Annotated in this window: 13 protein-coding genes; 3 read left to right on the plus strand and 10 right to left on the minus strand. The window is 61.1% G+C overall.

Annotated elements, in window-relative coordinates:
* Window positions 1-3: 3 nt before the first annotated feature.
* The 8 genes from J2Z75_RS24265 to J2Z75_RS24300 all read right to left on the minus strand — a co-directional run bounded on the left by J2Z75_RS24265 (window position 4) and on the right by J2Z75_RS24300 (window position 9,416).
* A complete protein-coding gene (locus J2Z75_RS24265) occupies window positions 4-1,041 on the minus strand; it encodes a 2-hydroxyacid dehydrogenase (RefSeq protein ID WP_209855558.1) in 1,038 nt (345 codons plus the stop codon).
* Entirely contained in the window at window positions 1,038-2,615 is a 1,578-nt protein-coding gene (locus J2Z75_RS24270; protein WP_209855560.1) for an FGGY-family carbohydrate kinase, read from the minus strand. Before J2Z75_RS24270 ends, J2Z75_RS24265 begins: the two co-directional genes overlap by 4 nt.
* The gene (locus J2Z75_RS24275; RefSeq protein WP_209855562.1) at window positions 2,615-3,739 is read right to left on the minus strand and encodes an ABC transporter ATP-binding protein; all 1,125 of its coding nucleotides are present in this window, start codon (window positions 3,737-3,739) and stop codon (window positions 2,615-2,617) included. Before J2Z75_RS24275 ends, J2Z75_RS24270 begins: the two co-directional genes overlap by 1 nt.
* Window positions 3,736-4,854, minus strand: coding sequence for an ABC transporter ATP-binding protein (locus J2Z75_RS24280; protein ID WP_209855565.1), 1,119 nt, complete (start codon window positions 4,852-4,854; stop codon window positions 3,736-3,738). Before J2Z75_RS24280 ends, J2Z75_RS24275 begins: the two co-directional genes overlap by 4 nt.
* Window positions 4,855-4,857: 3 nt before the next feature.
* A complete protein-coding gene (locus J2Z75_RS24285) occupies window positions 4,858-5,715 on the minus strand; it encodes a carbohydrate ABC transporter permease (protein WP_209855567.1) in 858 nt (285 codons plus the stop codon).
* 10 nt (window positions 5,716-5,725) lie between these two features.
* Window positions 5,726-6,649: a carbohydrate ABC transporter permease gene (locus tag J2Z75_RS24290; protein ID WP_209855569.1), complete on the minus strand. Its 924-nt coding sequence runs from the start codon at window positions 6,647-6,649 to the stop codon at window positions 5,726-5,728.
* 163 nt (window positions 6,650-6,812) lie between these two features.
* Window positions 6,813-8,249, minus strand: a complete 1,437-nt coding sequence (locus J2Z75_RS24295; RefSeq protein ID WP_209855571.1) for an extracellular solute-binding protein — start codon at window positions 8,247-8,249, stop codon at window positions 6,813-6,815.
* A gap of 201 nt (window positions 8,250-8,450) precedes the next feature.
* Entirely contained in the window at window positions 8,451-9,416 is a 966-nt protein-coding gene (locus tag J2Z75_RS24300; protein ID WP_209855573.1) for a sugar-binding transcriptional regulator, read from the minus strand.
* Between the two features lie 169 nt (window positions 9,417-9,585).
* Here J2Z75_RS24300 and J2Z75_RS24305 point away from each other — a divergent pair, with 169 nt between their 5' ends.
* Window positions 9,586-9,759: a hypothetical protein gene (locus tag J2Z75_RS24305; protein WP_209855576.1), complete on the plus strand. Its 174-nt coding sequence runs from the start codon at window positions 9,586-9,588 to the stop codon at window positions 9,757-9,759.
* Window positions 9,747-10,610, plus strand: a complete 864-nt coding sequence (locus tag J2Z75_RS24310; RefSeq protein WP_209855578.1) for an FkbM family methyltransferase — start codon at window positions 9,747-9,749, stop codon at window positions 10,608-10,610. Before J2Z75_RS24305 ends, J2Z75_RS24310 begins: the two co-directional genes overlap by 13 nt.
* Window positions 10,611-10,650: 40 nt before the next feature.
* On the opposite strand, the gene J2Z75_RS24315 is transcribed toward J2Z75_RS24310, so the two are convergent.
* Window positions 10,651-11,133: a class I SAM-dependent methyltransferase gene (locus tag J2Z75_RS24315; RefSeq protein ID WP_209855580.1), complete on the minus strand. Its 483-nt coding sequence runs from the start codon at window positions 11,131-11,133 to the stop codon at window positions 10,651-10,653.
* 205 nt (window positions 11,134-11,338) lie between these two features.
* Between J2Z75_RS24315 and J2Z75_RS24320 the strand changes: the two genes are divergently transcribed.
* On the plus strand, window positions 11,339-12,517 hold the full coding sequence (locus tag J2Z75_RS24320; protein WP_209855582.1) for a DUF3095 domain-containing protein: 1,179 nt from the start codon (window positions 11,339-11,341) through the stop codon (window positions 12,515-12,517).
* On the opposite strand, the gene J2Z75_RS24325 is transcribed toward J2Z75_RS24320, so the two are convergent.
* Window positions 12,507-13,850 carry a nucleotide sugar dehydrogenase gene (locus J2Z75_RS24325; protein ID WP_327791289.1) on the minus strand — a complete coding sequence of 448 codons (1,344 nt, stop codon included), beginning with the start codon at window positions 13,848-13,850 and terminating at the stop codon, window positions 12,507-12,509. The two genes, J2Z75_RS24320 and J2Z75_RS24325, sit on opposite strands and share 11 nt — an antisense overlap.
* Between the last annotated feature and the right edge of the window lie 274 nt (window positions 13,851-14,124).

The following is a 14,124-nucleotide window of genomic DNA, read 5'->3' on the forward strand; positions in this document are numbered from 1 at the left end:
CCCTCAGCACGGATTGACCGGCGGCAGGCCGGCGACGTAGCGGCGCACTTCTTCGGCCGCCATCTCGGCCGCATAGGTGACGGTCCGCACCGAAGCTCCGGCGATATGCGGCGTCAGCGTCACGTTCGGAAGCTGCAGCAGCGGCCAGTCGACAGGCACCGGCTCGATTGCAAAGGTTTCCAGCATGGCAGAACCCAGCGGGCCGTTGACCAGAGCTTCATAGAGAGCGTCGTAATCGACCAGCGGTCCGCGTGCCGTGTTCACGAAGATCGCGCCCGGCTTCATCTTGGCAAAGCTTTCCGCATTCATGATGTTGCGCGTCTCCTCCGTCACACGCGGATGCAGCGTCACCACATCGGAGCGCGACAGGAGATCATCCAGGGCAACATGCTCGACACCGGCATTGCGGTCTTCGGCCGACAGCTGGACATAGGGATCGTGCACCAGAACCTTGGTCCCGAACGCCCGCAGCAGCCGCACCACCTTGGTGCCGATATTGCCGTAGCCGACGACGCCGACGGTCATTTCGGAGAGTTCGCGTCCCGTCTTGTCCGCGCGATAGAGTTCGCCGCGCCATTCCCCCTTGCGCAGGGATTCATGACCGGTGCGGATCAGCCGGGTTTCGGCAAGGATCGCGCCGAGCGTGAATTCGGCGACGGCGCTGGCATTGCGGCCGGGCGTATTGACGACCAGCACACCGGCGTCGCGCGCGGCATTCATATCGATGTTGACCGGCCCGCCGCGCGACACGGCGATGAATTTCAGGCTTGGCAGGCGTGAGAGCATGGCGCGGGAAAACGGCGCAAGCTGGGTGATCACCAGTTCGGCGTCACCGACGAAGTCGACGATGTCGTCGGCCTTGCCGACATATTCCTTCAGGCCGTCCATACCCTCGACGGCATAGCCATGCTCCATCGGCTCGTCCGGCCAGGGCTGTTCGAGGAGACGAATGTCATGTCCGTCACCACAGGCTTCCACGACCTTGTCGCGAAAGACCGTCGGCAGCATGAACCGGTCTCCGATGATGGCGATCTTCTTCATTTCAGTCTTTCCTGTTCAGATGCCGGGGCAGCGCCGTGGGACAGGGCGTGCCAGACCGGACGAAGGGCCAGGCGCGATTGCCTGTAGATGGGAAACGCGGCATCAAAGCGCGCTTTCATGATCGTGTCGGCAGGTTCCGCCTGCCGCTGGTAGGGGGTCACCCATTCCTTGACGCATTCGGCCATGGAGCCATAGATGCCAAGCGAGACGGCAGCAATCATCGCCGTTCCGGCAGCGCCCGCCTCTTCCCGCTCGCTGGTCTGCACGGCACAGCCAAGCGCCCCGCCGAGAATGCGCCGCAGGGAGGCGCTGCGCGCGGCCCCGCCGGTCAGGCGCACCCGCGACGGAAGCGGCCCCATCTCCGCATAACAATCGCGCGATGCCATCGCCAGCCCATTGAACACCGCTCGAACCATGTCTGCAAAGCCGTGGTTCATGTCGAGCCCGATGAAGGATGCCCGCGCCGAGGCATCTACGAACGGCCCGCGCTCGCCGGCCTCAGAGATGTATGGATGGAACAGCAGCGAGGTTTCCTTGGCTTCCGAAAGCCAGTCTTCAACATGGGAAAGAAGCTCGGGCTTGCTTTTCTCTATTCCCATGCCTTTGAGCACGCTGCCAGCCAGCGCCAGTATCCAGTCGATGTTCAGCGTCGCCGCCATGTTCGACTGCATCTGTGCATAGTGACCGGGCATGGGCAGGCACATGGTATAGCCCGTCAGATCCTTGTTGAGCTGCACGTGATCCGGGCTCGTCGCCAGCCGCATATGCATGCCGGTGGAGCCGACGATCGAGCAGCCCGTATCCACGCCCGGTTCATAAAGACCGGCACCGAGAGAAGTACAGACGACATCGACATAACCGAGTACGACTGGCGTTCCGGCCAGAAGCCCCGTCAACGCAGCGGCGCTGTCGCTCAGCGCATGCCGGGTCACCGCACCGTCAACGATCTCCGGCAACAGGTGACGCTGCTTCCTCAGATCGAGAAAGTCGATGACATCCTCGGAATATTGCCGCGTGCGGAAATTGCCGAAGGTGAAGTTGGCTTCCGACGGATCGGTGGCTCGCTGCCCGGTCAGCTTGAAATAGAGCCAGTCCTTGCAGTGAAATCCGGTCGTCGCGCCATCAAGCATTTCCGGGGCGTTGTCGAGGATCCAGCGCAGCTGAGACCCCATCTGGCAAGCGGCAAGGCCGGAACCCGTATGGGAAAACCGGGCCACATCGCCGCTGTCGCCACGCAACCGCTCGACGGTTTCCCCGGCGCGAGCATCGAGCCAGAGCCAGCCCTTGCCGACGGGATCGCCGTTTTTGTCGATCAGCCAGGTACCGTCGCCCTGTGCGGTCACCGAGATGGCAGCGACACGGCTTGCAAGGTTCTCGACCTTGCCGGCAAGATCGGCGAGCGTCTTGGCGGCATCTGCCCAGGTCCGGTCGAGATCCTGTACGACGCCCTTGCCGCCTTCGCTTTCATAGCTGTTCGGGATCGCACAGGCCGCGATCTGACGGCCGCCGAGATCGAAGGCGACCGACTTGATGACGGAGGTTCCCGCATCGATCCCGATCAGGATATCGCGCATCAGGCAAGCTCCTGCCCGTGGCTGATCGCCCGGCCATTGTCGCCGTCAAAGACATGCAGGCTCGACGGGTCGAGGCGGATGGCGACAGTCTCGCCGATTGTCAGATTGGTCCGGTCATGCTCGACCAGCACCATCGTGCCCCCGGCAAAGTCAGCGGCGATATGCGTCTGGTCGCCGAGCCACTGGTTGACCGCAACCTTCGCGCCGACACCGCCTTCGCTGCGCCGGACGGCATAGGGCCGGATGCCGAGCACAACCTTGCTGCGTTTCATCAGTTCGGCGCGCACCGCATGCGAGAAATCCGAAGCCTTGTAATCCAGCTTCACGCCTTCGTTGAGACCGAAGGATACCGTATCACTGGTCCCGGAAATCCCCGCCGAAAACACGTTCATCGGCGGCTCGCCGACAAAGGTCCCGGTGAACAGGTTGGCCGGACGCTCCTTGATCATCTGCGGCGTATCGAACTGCTGCAGCACGCCGCCTTCCATGACGGCGATCCGATCGGCCAGCGCGTTGGCTTCCGTCTGGTCATGGGTGACGAGGATAGCGGTCAGCCCGCGCTCCTTGATGAAATGCTTGATGCGGCCGCGCAACAGTGCCCGCAGTTGCGGTTCCAGCTGCCCCATCGGCTCGTCGAGCAGATGCAGGTCGGCATCGCGGATCAGGGCGCGACCAAGTGAGGCGCGCTGCTGCTGGCCGCCCGAGATCGAGCTTGGATAACGACCCATGATGTCCTCAATCTCCAACAACTTGGCGATATTCGCCACCTTCTCATCGACGACGCTCTGGGAGAGCCGGGATGCCTTCAAGGCAAACGCGATGTTTTCGCGCACCGTCAGCGGCGGATAGAGCGAATAGCCTTCGAACGCCATGGCGACATTGCGCTTGACGGGCGCAAAGGTCTGGACCTCGCGTCCTTTCATCGAAATCGTCCCGCGAGAGACAGCTTCGAAACCGGCGATCATGCGCAAAGTCGATGTCTTGCCGCAGCCGGACGAGCCGAGAAGCGCGATGATCTCGCCCTTCTTCACATCCATGTTGAGCTGTTTAACGGCATGGACGCCGTGATCGATCGGGCCGTAGAACTTATCGACACCCTTGATAAAAAGCGCTGTCTCGCTCATGCCGCTTCTCCATTGCGTGTCATCGGGATGGCGGCTGACCGGATCAGCCCGCCGCTCTCCTTGTCGAACAGAAATGTCGTATTTCCGTGGACGGCGATATGGGCGGGACCGGATGTCGGCCCCGGCGTTCCGGCCGGGCGCGAAACCAGGATTTCACGGCCACGGGCTGTCAGCACCAGCGTCACCGTTTTCTCGTTCAGCGGCGTTTCCGCCTCGACCGTCACCGGAATTGCGCCCGATGCGCCCGCATCTGTAAAAACAATGGTTTCCGGTCTGAGCCCAATCACAGATGTTTTTCCAACCACACTCGCCGGCATGCCCGGCAACGGCACCTTGACGTTGGAAAGCTCGACATAAACCCCATCCGGACCGGACTTCGGCGTCACATCCAGAAGGTTAATCGTCGGGTCGCCGAACAGCCGGGCAATCTCGATATCGGCCGGCGTATTGTAGATATCCTCCGGCGTGCCGATCTGGCGAATACGCCCTTGCGACATGACGGCGATCCGGTCACCCAGCGCCATCGCTTCCTTGTAATCCTGCGTCACGTAGACGACCGTTGCACCCTGAGCGGCCAGCAGGCGCGGCAGCTCCAGACGCATCTCGAAACGCAGCTTGGCATCGACGTTGCGCAAGGGATCGTCAAGCAGGAGCAATGGCGGCGAACCGGCAAGGGCGCGGGCAAGCGCGGTGCGCTGCTTCTGGCCGTTCGACAGCGCCTTGGGGTGATGCGTCAGAACGTGATCGATCTTCAGGAGCTTTGCGACTTTCAGGACGCCGGCCGAGATCACATCCTTCGTCGCATTCGTCGCCGTCAGCGGGCTGGCGATGTTGTCGAAAGCGCTCATATGCGGGAACAGGGCGAAATTCTGGAAGGCCATGCCGATGCCGCGATATTCGGCGTCGATATCGCTGACATCCTCGCCGCCGATCAGGATCTGCCCCTCGTCGGGATCGATCACCCCGGCCACCAGCCGGAGCAGCACGGTCTTGCCGGCACCCGACGGGCCGAACAGGACCAGCGTCTCGCCATCGGCCACATCCAGCGACAGGTTGTCGAGAACCGGGTTGGTCTTGTAGCGCTTGGTGATATTTTTAAGCTGAAGCGTCGTCATGATTTATCCCTTAACCGCGCCGAGCGACAGTCCTTCGACGAGGTAGCGCTGGGCGTAGAGTGCAAGTGCAAGCGTCGGCGTGACCGAAAGCACGATGGCCGAGGCGATCTGGCCATACTGGATGCCGGAGGAGGTCACGAACGCAAGCGCGCCCACCGTCACCGGCTGCTTGTCGGCCGAGGCCAGCACCAGCGCGAAGACGAAGTTGTTCCAGGCGAAGATGAAGGCAAGCAGGCCAGCGGCGGCGATCCCCGGTCCTGCCAGCGGCAGGGCGATCTTGCGGAAGGTCGCAAACCAGGAATGACCGGCGATACGATAGGCATATTCGACATCGGCCGAGATATCCTCGAAATAGCCGCGCACGATCCACAGGATGAGCGGCAGGCAGATCAGCTGGTAGACCCAGATCAGGCCGAAATAGGTATCGGACAGCCCGAGCCACTGGAAATACTGGGTGAGCGGCAAAAGCACGAGCAATGGCGGCGCGAACCGGAAGGACAGCAGCGTGAACGCGATGTCCTCGGAGCCCTTGAACTTGTGGCGGGCGAAGGCATAGGCCGCGGGGACGCCGAGAACCAGCGCAAGGGCTACCGACGTTACCGACAGGAAGATCGAGTTGCCGAGATTGCGCATGAAGGCGATGTCGAGCGTGCCGGCGGCGGTCGTCAGCTTGCCGGTAATCAGCGCCGCATAGTTCGACAAGGTTGGCGTGAAGATGATCGACGGCGGGATCGCCAGGATCGTCTCGTTGGTCTGGAACGACATCAGGAAGATCCAGAAGATCGGGAACATGAAGAAGATGACGACAAGCGTCAGCGCAATCAGCCGCAGCGTTTTTTCAAGCGTGGATGTGGTTTCCATGATTTTCCCCTCACGCTTCGCCACGAGCGCGTTCGCGCAGCCGCAGCCAGTTCTTGATGAAGATGTTCGACAGGAAGTAGGTGATCGCCCAGAGGATGACCATCAGTGCTGCGGAACGCCCGACATTGGTCGACTGGAAGAAGTTGAGATAGGCCTCCACCTGGAAAACGGTCAGCGTATTGCCCGGCCCGCCTTGCGTCATCGCGTAGATGATATCGAACTGCTGGATACTGTCGAGCAGACGGAACAGCGTCGCCGTCAGGATATAGGGCGTCAGCATCGGCAGCGTGATGCGGAAGAACACGAACGTCCTCGGCACGCCATCGAGCGCTGCCGCCTCGAATGGCTGGGTCGGCAACGAGCGCAAGCCGGCCAGCAGCAGGATCATGATGAAAGGCGTGTAGACCCAGATATCGACGAGGACGACGGTGAGCAGCGCCGTACTCGGGGACGACGCCCAGCGGAAATCGTGAAGTCCGATCAGGCTTGCCAGATAGCTCAGGATCCCGAAACTCGGATTGGTCATCAGCTTCCACATCAGCGCGGCCAGCGCCGGTGCGATCATCAGTGGCAAAAGCAGCATGATCGAGATGAAATTGTTGACCGTCGAGCGGCGCTGCAGAAGCAGCGCGATGCCGAGACCCAGCAGCAGTTCCAGCGTCACGGTGATGCCGGCATAGAGCAGCGACACTTTCAGCGTGTTCCAGAAGGCCGGGTCGGTGAAGAAGTTGAGATAGTTCTCACCCCAGTTGAACTGCCGCGCCCAGGGCTGGCTGAGGCGATAGCGCTGGAAGGAATAGATCACCGCGGTGATAAACGGGATCAGGATGCCGATGCACACGAGCAGCGCCGGCAGGCTGAGCACATAGGGCAGCATCTTCCTGCTGATGCGAAAACCTGAAGCCGGCTTGCGGAGGGTTGCTGTTGAAGCCATGTCGAGCTCCGTTCTTTGTCTTTTGAAGAAACCACGCGAGGGCACAAGCAATCAAGCTCGAGCGCCAGTCCATCGGCATCTCAGGTTGTCTTTCAGTGGCATTCAGCCGGTGTGCGGGTTGCCCGGCACTCTCTCAAGCGCCGGGCTCTGCTTGGGAGGCAGATTAACCGAGACCAGCTTCCTTCAGCTGGCGATCGATGCTCTCGACGAGCTGGTCGAGACCTTCGTCAACCGGCACTTCCTTGGCGACCATCTTCTGCAGCGTTGCCGCCCATTCGGTGGTGACGTCGAAGAACAGCGGCTGCGGCGTGAACTTGATCGATGCGCCGGCAGCCGAAGCGTCGAACATGTCGACGTAGCCCGGATACTTGTCGAGTTTGGTGCGGAATGCTTCGTCCTTCCAGACCGACTGGCGGACCGGATCGACGAAATCCATCTTGGTGGCGCCGAAGATCGCGTGTTCCGGACCTGAAGCCCACTGCATGAAGTACCAGGTGGCGTCCTTGTCCTTGGAAAAGTTGGACATGGCGAGCGACCAGATCCAGATGTTCGGCGTCGAGGCCGTTGCATCCGGGTTGGCGGTGAAGGCGGCGTAAGACAGCTGACCGGCCATCTTGTTGTCGCCGCCGTTCATGAAGTAGCCGAGAATGTCGGCGTCGAAGATCATCGCCGAGGCGCCGGCGCCGAGATCGGTGCCGACCTGATACCAGGTGTAGGTCGACCAGTCCTTCGGGCCGCTTTCCTGGATCATCTGCACCCATTTGGCGTGGAATGCCTTGGAGCCTGCCGTTCCCATCGCCGCCGACAGCTTGCCGTCGGTGACGTTGAGGTCCTTCTCGTTGAAGTTCGAGTAGGCCGACAGGAAGCCCGGATGGATCGTCGCCCAGGAGCGCGAACCGCGAACGCCGATGCCGTAGATGCCGCCGACATCCTTCTGCAGCTTGGCGGCAGCGGCGATCATTTCATCGATGTTCTTGGGGACGGCAACGCCCGCTTTGTCGAACATCGCCTTGTTGTAGGTGATGTTGTTCTGTTCGAAGCCCCACGGAATGCACCATTGCTTGGCGTCGTCCGAACCAAGCGCACCGCCCGGCTGGCCGTTCCAGGCGCAGGAATTCTTGACGCCCGGCAGGAAGTCGTCCCAGGCATAGTTGGGGTTGGTCTTTTCCGGATCGTTGATCCACTCCTTCAGGTCGGTGATCCAGCCGGCCGGACCATAGGTCCAGGTCATGTAGGCGCCGGTCATGAACGCATCATATTCGGTGGAGCCGGACGATAGGGCAGCCGTCACCTTGTCGAAATAGACGTCTTCCGGAAACACGTCATAGGTCACTTCGATGCCCGTCAGATCCTTGAAGTTCTGCAGGTTGGCGATCATGGCATCGGCATAGGGGTGCTTGTTCAAAAGCAGTTTCAGCGCCTTGCCGGAATGTTTCTTCCAGTCGAAATCGGCGGCAAGTGCCCTGGTGGACATCATGTTGAGCAGCGTGCCGGCGGAACCGGCCGTGATCCCCATGGCGCCAAGGCCCTTCAGCATTCCGCGGCGGTCCACCTCTCCACGCAGGAATGCACTGATGAGGTCTTTTTCTTTCTCATGCATCGGTCTTCTCCTCCTTCACGGGCAAAACATGCTCAACCCATTGAGCCGTACCGGCTTACCCGACCGGTATTTCCTCCAGATCGCAGCGCATGCACCCCGCGGCACAAGACCAGGCGGGATGCTGCTGCTGCGAAAGGCTGAACCGAACCACTCCCCGGGCCGGTTGACAGCCGTCATTTCCTCATCCGGAACGGCGCCATTTCAGGCGGCGTCCTCCATCAATGTCTGCGCCGTCTTCTCGTCGGTGATCAGACCGCTGAGGAATCGGCTTTCGAGCACGGCCCGAATGGCGCGGGCCTTCACCTTGCCGCCGGCAACGGCGACCGTGCGGCGGTTCTTCAGGTCCTCGCGGCTCAGCGTGAACGTGCGGTTGGACAGCGACGTCTCGATCGGCTGGCCCTTGTCGTCGAAGAAATGGCCGAGCAGTTCGCCGGCACCGCCGCCGTTCTTGATTTCCTCGATCTCGCTTTTCTCGATCATGCCGGTGGCGACCAGCGACGCCTCGCGCTCGACCGTGCCGATGCCGACGAGCAGCAGATCGGCGCTGCTGGCGAGATCGAAAACCTCGCGCACGCCGCGCTGGTTGAACAGAACGTCGCGATCCTCGACCGTGTTGGCGAAGAACGGCACTGGCATGACATAGGCTTCAGCCCCGGTGCGCTCGGCCAGCCGGTGGATAACGTCATGCGGGTTGGCGGAAAACCGGCGCGTAAGGCCGCCGAGCAGCGAGACGAAGCGGACGTCGTTGTTGGTGGTGCGCGGCAGATATTCGACGCAGGCGGCAAGCGTCCGCCCATGCCCCATGCCAATCAGGACGGAACCGTCCTTCTCGATCTCGCGCTTGAGGAACTGAGCCCCGGAAATGCCGAGCGCCTTCAGCGGCAGGTCCTCCGGATCGAAATCCGGCACGACTTCGCAATAGTCGAGACCGTAGCGGGCAGACAGCTTCTGCTCGAGTTCGACGCATTCGGAAACTTCGCCGTCGATATAGACCTTCACCAGGCCTTCCTGGTTGGCCTTGGTGATCAGGCGGTGTGCCTTGAGCGAAGACAGGCCGAGGCGCTTGGCAACTTCGGACTGGGTCAGCCCACCGGCGTAATGCAGCCATGCGGCACGCGTCGCCATGCTCGACTCATCGTCCCGAATTGAACCGCCACCCAAAGCCATGTCTCCGCCCTCGCTCTGCTATTTTTTTCACAGCATGATATTTTTATCTCTTGTTGAAAGAATTTTCACATCATGAAAAATTTGTCAAGCGCGTTCGATGCGGCGGCGCACCAATTCGACATACGCTTGCGGAGCACCTGTTGAATTTCGCGGCAGGCAGCCGCGGCCGATGACCATCAAGGTCGATGGCTTTGCGCGCGGCGCGGCACCGCAGGAAAGCCGGGCTGAAGCGGTCTCCATCGCAAGGGGCAGCGTTTTCGCAGAAACGCCTTCATTTTCCGCCCAATCTCGTGTTGAAGAAGGACACGATACGATGGAGACGGCGAAGGCATGTTTGCGATGAAATCCTGGAAGCGCCGGCTGCGCAAATGGCGCAATCGCATGGCAAAGCGATTTCTCGCCACCCCGACCGGCCGCGAAATGCTCGTCAATGCCGTCAGCCCGAAAATTCTCTCCATGACCGCCGATTGCGGCGATCACCTGATGACCTTTTCCCCGCATGACTACATCGGCCGGAAGATCTATCGAAAAGGTCATTTCGAACGGGAAAACGTCGACCGGCTGTTATCCGTTCTGCGGCAAAGGGGGCTGCTGCAACCGGAAAAAGTCCTTCTCGAACTCGGCGGCAACATCGGCACCCAGACCATCTACTTCGCGCTCAGCCGGGCCTTCCGTCGCATCGTCACGGTGGAGCCGGATCCGCGCAACTTTCAGCTGCTTCGAACCAATATCGACCAGAACGGCCTGGGAGAGCAAATCACCGCGATCAACAGCGCCGCCGGCGAAAACGCAGGCACGATCGATTTCTTCCTCCACCGGGACAATCACGGCAAGAGCAGCGCACTGCGCCAGAGCGACCAGGATATCGAGATCAAGGTTCCGGTCAAGCCGGTCACCGCCTTGCTTGCCGAAGCCGGGGTCGCCGCAGAAGACATCGGGCTGATCTGGATGGATATCGAGGGCTACGAGCCGGTTGCGGCCCGTTCCATGCAACCGCTTCTTGCCCGGCGCGTGCCGTTCTACATGGAGTTCTCTCCGGTCTTCTACGGACCGGCCGGATCGAAGGCTTTCGTCGATCACCTGGCAGGCTTCTACGAGGACTGCATCGTGTTCTTCGAGGGTCGCCAGGAGGAGATGAAAGTGACTGCTCTGCCGATCCAGCAGGAGCAGTTCGATGTCCTGCTCCTGCCGTAACACACCGCTCGCCCGATAAGGCAAGAGTAGAAGCAGCCGTTCAGCGCTTCCGGTAGAAATAATAACGTCCCGGCTCGACGCCAGCCGGCAACGGCAGCGGTTCGAGTTCCGGATTGTCGAGCGGCAGGCCGCTCACCGCAATGCCGCCAAGCGCAAGGGCTGCTGCCACCGACTGCGGCAGCCAGGTCAGTGTCCGCGCATCCTTTTCAGGATAGGCCGTGCCGATGTCGGCATGCGCAAGCGCAATGTTCTTGCCGGCAAATTGCTGGATCGTATCCTTGATGTCCCCCAGGATGAGATCTTCCTCCGGCGGTGTTGATGCCGGATGCGAGCCGACGGCACGATCGAAGACGATGATGCGGTTTGTTGGAAACCGCTCGCGGATATGATCGTAGGTCCGCCCGTTGCCCAGCCCGATTTCAAGAATCACGCCATCGGGCGCAATCATCGAATTCTCCTGGACGTGGTTGAGGATTTCGCGCTGTGACTGCATACGGGAAATAAAACCATCAAGGCGGCTCATCTAATTTTATCCATCCATTCCAAATCATGCGGGTCGTCTCGCTTAACACGAGGTCGCGCGCCCGGTCGACCGTGGCAGGGGTAAATTAGCGGTAAATTCAACCATGCGGAGGCGTACCATTGATTTATTCCCCGGCCTGCATTTCCCCATCCCGGGTGGCGAAACCACCGTCGCCTGCCCCGAGCGAATATGTTAGCCTCGCAGCATGAGCCAGCTTTCCAGCGAAACATTCTTCAGTGCGCTTCCGGTCTTCGTCGAGTTCGAAGGCGTCGCCGACAGCCAGAACTATCGGGCATTGCCTGCCGACTGGGCCCTGGCGACCGCCGATATCGTCGATTCGACCGGTGCGATCGAGGCCGGGCGCTACAAGGCGGTCAACATGGCCGGCGCCAGCGTCATTTCGGCCATCCTCAACGCTTTGGGCAAGAACGACCTTCCCTTTGTCTTCGGGGGAGACGGCGCAATGGTCGCCGTTCCGCCGTCCGGCGTGGAAAAGGCACGAAACGCCCTCTCCGCGGTCCAGAATTGGGTCGGCGAGGAACTGCAACTGACGCTGCGCGCCGCCCTCGTCCCCGTTGCCGATGTCGTCGCGGCGGGCCTTGAGGTGCGTGTCGCCCGCTTCCAGGTCAATCCCGATATATCCTACGCAATGTTTGCCGGCGGCGGATCGAGCTGGGCCGAGGCGCGTATGAAGGAGGGTTTGTTTGCCGTTCCGACGGCGCCACCGGGCGCACGACCGGACCTTACGGGCCTCTCCTGCCGGTGGAACCCGATCCAGTCCCGCCACGGCGATATCGTCTCGATCATCGCGGTTCCCGTGGGATCAGGGAACATAGCCGCGTTTCAGGCACTGGTCTCCGCCATCGTGGCGCTCGCCGCAGGTGAAGAACGGGAAGGCCATCCGGTTGGGGCCGAAGGTCCGCAGATCGGACTATCGGCAGCGGGACTATCGGCAGAAACGAAGACCGCGCCAAAAGGAAAACGCTTCGCACACCGGCTCTTCATCCTTGGGCAATATCTGCTCACCGTCGGGCTTTACCGTCTTGGCATGACGCTGGGTGGCTTTGACCCGAAAGCCTATCGCCGCGATGTCGCACGCAACACCGATTTCCGAAAGTTCGACGATGGTTTGAAAATGACCATCGATGTCGATCCCGAAAGGTTGCGGCAGATCGAGGCACGGCTGGAGCAAGCGGCCAGCGCCGGCATCTGCCGCTTCGGCCTTCACCGCCAGGATTCGGCGCTGATGACCTGCATCGTTCCGACGCCGCTCAGCCACGATCATATGCATTTCATCGATGGCGCAGCCGGCGGTTATGCGATGGCCGCCAGCCGGCTGAAAAACCAGATATCGGCCGCGGCGTCGGTCGCGGCTACGCCTTGAGGATGGTTCCCTCTTCGATGCCCCTGCGGGCAAAGGCGTTGCGGGTGTCGATGATCAACGGCGACCAGCGCGCAAGTGCCGCATAGTCGACGGCGTCGTGATCGGTTGCGATCAGTACGGCATCGAAGCCCTTCACCAATTGCTCCTCCAGTGGCACCGACGTCCGCCCCTTCAGCGCCATGTATTCGCGCGTCCTCGGAATTTCGGCGACATGCGGATCGTGGTATGCGGCGCTCCCGCCCCGTTCCTCGATCAGTTCGATCAGTTTCAGCGACGGGCTTTCGCGGATGTCCGGCACGTTCTTCTTGTAGGCCAGGCCGATCACCAGCACGCGTGACCGGCTGAGCGCCTTGCCGAGATGGATATCGAGCGCCTCGGCCAGCCTCCCCACGACATGGCGCGGCATGGCGGAATTGATCTCGCCGGCAAGTTCGATGAAGCGTGTCGGCAGCTCGTATTCGCGCGACTTCCACGTGAGATAAAACGGATCGATCGGGATGCAGTGACCACCGAGACCGGGGCCGGGATAAAACGGCATATAGCCGAAAGGCTTGGTCTTTGCCGCGTCGATCACCTCCCAGATGTCGATGCCCATGGCCTCGTAGACGACCTTCAACTCGTTGACGAGCGCGATATTGACAGCGCGAAAAATGTTTTCCGTCAGCTTCACGGCCTCGGCGGTGGCGGGCGACGATACCGGAACGACTGACTGGACCACGGCCCCATAGAATGCCGCCATCAGGCCCGAAGCCGCTTCACCGTCTCCGGCCACGACCTTGGGAATGCTTGACGTATGGAAATCGCGGTTGCCCGGATCCTCGCGCTCCGGTGAGAAGCCAAGGAAGAAATCCCGTGTCGACTTCAGGCCGGTTCTTTCAAGGATCGGCCGCACAACCTCGTCCGTCGTGCCGGGATAGGTGGTCGATTCCAGCACGATCAACTGTCCGGGTTTCAGCGTCTCGGCAATGCGGTCGCAGGTCTTTGTAATGAAGGAAAGATCGGGATCGCGGTGTTTCGTCAGCGGCGTTGGCACGCAGATGACGATGACGTCGCAGGCAGCAAGCGCTTGGAAATCGGTTGTTGCACGGAAGCGGCCTTCTGCCGTCTCCGTGGCCAGGACCGCATCCGGCACCGCCTCGATATAGGAACGCCCGGCATCGATGGCGACGATCTTTTGCGGGTCGATATCGAAGCCGGTCACGGTGAAACCGCTGCGGGCAACGGTGATCGCCAGCGGCAAGCCGACATAGCCGAGCCCGATGACACCGGCGTGGGCGCTGCGGTCCGCTATCTTCGAAAGGAGGGTCTCGCTCAAGGAGGAATTGACGGTCAAATGGGTGTTCTCGACTGATCGGACGCGCGCAGGCGCCTTTGCTGATGCGGGTCAGTTGAGGATAAATTGGCCGAGTGTCAAGGACCGGTCCGACTGCGCATTCCGCCGCGGGCGGAACAATTCTCCAATTTTGTGAGGGCCGAATCTGGTTTTGCCGATATCGCCACTTATATTGCTCAGGGAGCGGGCGCCCGGTCCACCGAGTGGCAGACAAGCAGCAAACTGGATATCCCGCGGTCGGCAAACCTTGGGATTTTCGTTGAGAAAGCGACAC

It is taken from the genome of Rhizobium herbae (assembly GCF_017873135.1).
GTDB classification, from domain to species: domain Bacteria; phylum Pseudomonadota; class Alphaproteobacteria; order Rhizobiales; family Rhizobiaceae; genus Pararhizobium; species Pararhizobium herbae.

Coding starts and splice junctions, on each gene's coding strand:
- J2Z75_RS24265 (WP_209855558.1), bottom strand. CDS start 1,041: ATGAAGAAGATCGCCATCATCGGAGACCGGTTCATGCTGCCGACGGTC.
- J2Z75_RS24310 (WP_209855578.1), top strand. CDS start 9,747: ATGTTTGCGATGAAATCCTGGAAGCGCCGGCTGCGCAAATGGCGCAAT.
- J2Z75_RS24275 (WP_209855562.1), bottom strand. CDS start 3,739: ATGAGCGAGACAGCGCTTTTTATCAAGGGTGTCGATAAGTTCTACGGC.
- J2Z75_RS24270 (WP_209855560.1), bottom strand. CDS start 2,615: ATGCGCGATATCCTGATCGGGATCGATGCGGGAACCTCCGTCATCAAG.
- J2Z75_RS24305 (WP_209855576.1), top strand. CDS start 9,586: ATGACCATCAAGGTCGATGGCTTTGCGCGCGGCGCGGCACCGCAGGAA.
- J2Z75_RS24285 (WP_209855567.1), bottom strand. CDS start 5,715: ATGGAAACCACATCCACGCTTGAAAAAACGCTGCGGCTGATTGCGCTG.
- J2Z75_RS24315 (WP_209855580.1), bottom strand. CDS start 11,133: ATGAGCCGCCTTGATGGTTTTATTTCCCGTATGCAGTCACAGCGCGAA.
- J2Z75_RS24280 (WP_209855565.1), bottom strand. CDS start 4,854: ATGACGACGCTTCAGCTTAAAAATATCACCAAGCGCTACAAGACCAAC.
- J2Z75_RS24290 (WP_209855569.1), bottom strand. CDS start 6,649: ATGGCTTCAACAGCAACCCTCCGCAAGCCGGCTTCAGGTTTTCGCATC.
- J2Z75_RS24320 (WP_209855582.1), top strand. CDS start 11,339: ATGAGCCAGCTTTCCAGCGAAACATTCTTCAGTGCGCTTCCGGTCTTC.
- J2Z75_RS24295 (WP_209855571.1), bottom strand. CDS start 8,249: ATGCATGAGAAAGAAAAAGACCTCATCAGTGCATTCCTGCGTGGAGAG.
- J2Z75_RS24300 (WP_209855573.1), bottom strand. CDS start 9,416: ATGGCTTTGGGTGGCGGTTCAATTCGGGACGATGAGTCGAGCATGGCG.